This window comes from Agromyces albus, assembly GCF_004134825.1.
Lineage (GTDB): Bacteria > Actinomycetota > Actinomycetes > Actinomycetales > Microbacteriaceae > Agromyces > Agromyces albus.
On the sequence record NZ_SDPN01000096.1, the window covers coordinates 1 to 1,444 of the forward strand.

The window sequence follows — 1,444 nt, forward strand, 5'->3', positions numbered from 1 at the left end:
AGCCCGTGGTCGACGATCACGGCGCCCGCCCGAAGGCCCGCTCGCGGCGCCTCGAACGCCGTGGCGGCCGCGAGCGCGAGCGAGTCGGCTCCGCCGGAGAGCGCCACGAGCACGAACGGAGCGGATGTCGCGGGGGCTTCGCGCGGCGCGGACGCCGAGCGTTCCGCGGCAGCCGTGAGGCCCGCGGCATCCGGAAGCACCGACCTCACCGCGCGTCGCACATCGGCGATCGGCGGCGTCAGGCGGGGCCGGCGCCCGTGTGGCTGCTCGTCGGAAGGCATCAAGTAACCTTATTCCGCCGATCGCACCGGGTTCCGAACCGGACCGGCCGCGGGCCAAGCTTCCAACTCAAGGAGAACCAGCATGGGCGAGTACGCCGCCATCATCGAGATCCCCAAGGGGAGCCGCAACAAGTACGAGGTCGATCACGAGACGGGGCGGGTGTTCCTCGACCGCGTGCTCTACACGAGCTTCGCGTACCCGACCGACTACGGCTTCTTCGAGAACACCCTCGGCGACGACGGCGACCCGCTCGACGTGCTCGTGCTGCTCGACTACCCGCTCTTCCCCGGGGTCGGCGTGTCGGTGCGCCCTGTCGGCGTGTTCCGCATGACCGACGACGGCGGCGGCGACGAGAAGATCATCTCGGTGCCCGCGGGCGACCCGCGCTGGAACCACATTCAAGACGTCGACGACATCCCCGAGTTCACCCGCAAGGAGATCGAGCACTTCTTCGAGCACTACAAGGACCTCGAGCCGGGCAAGTGGGTCAAGACCGAGGGCTGGGGCGACGTCGCCGAGGCCGAGTCGCTCATCGCCAAGGCGATCGAGAAGTTCCCCGGTCACGGTCACTGAGCAGTTCGTGAGCTGACGGATGTCGCGTGCTGCGACATCCGTGCACGCAGAAGGGGCGAGCCTGACGGCTCGCCCCTTCTCGCACCTCGGGCGTTCGAAGCTGCGGCGGATGCGTCAGCCGGCCGGGCGCGCCGCCGCCGAGGGGGAACCCCAGATGAAGTACTCGCGCACCGGCACGCCCTCGCGCGGCGCCTCGAGGATGCGGCCGCCGCCGAGGTAGATCGCGACGTGATAGTAGTCGCCGCCCGAACCCCAGAAGAGCAGGTCTCCGCGCTGGATCTGCGAGAGCGGCACCGCCTTGCCGCGGCCCGCGAGCGTGTAGTACTGGTTCGTCGCCGAGTGCGTGCCGATGCCGATGCCGGCCGCCGCGTATGCGGCCTTCGTGAGGCCCGAGCAGTCCCACACGTTGGGGCCGGCTCCGCCGAGCCGGTACGGCTCGCCGAGCTGCTGGCTCGCGAACCAGATGGCCGTCTCCACCGCGCCGGCGTTCGGTGCCGCCGGGGCGGGGTTCGGCGCGGGAGCGGGTGCAGGAGCGGGCGCGGGCGCCTGACCTCCGCTGGTTGCGGGCGCCGGTGCCGGTGCGGGCGAG

General features: G+C 71.2%; 2 protein-coding genes and 1 pseudogene. 1 reads left to right on the top strand and 2 read right to left on the bottom strand.

Features of this window, described 5'->3' with window-relative positions; all coding sequences use genetic code 11:
- Positions 1 to 281, bottom strand: a pseudogene (locus ESP51_RS20360) (ATP-binding protein); the annotation flags it as partial.
- Between the two features lie 82 nt (positions 282 to 363).
- Here ESP51_RS20360 and ppa point away from each other — a divergent pair.
- The gene (gene ppa, locus ESP51_RS20365) at positions 364 to 855 is read left to right on the top strand and encodes an inorganic diphosphatase (protein WP_129522677.1); all 492 of its coding nucleotides are present in this window, start codon (positions 364 to 366) and stop codon (positions 853 to 855) included.
- A gap of 114 nt (positions 856 to 969) precedes the next feature.
- On the opposite strand, the gene ESP51_RS20370 is transcribed toward ppa, so the two are convergent.
- On the bottom strand, positions 970 to 1,444 hold a 475-nt coding region (locus ESP51_RS20370; RefSeq protein WP_206737382.1), incomplete at its 5' end, for a C40 family peptidase.

Bases quoted from the DNA above. Each gene is read 5' to 3' on its own strand.
- ppa (WP_129522677.1), top strand. From the start codon at position 364: ATGGGCGAGTACGCCGCCATCATCGAGATCCCCAAGGGGAGCCGCAAC.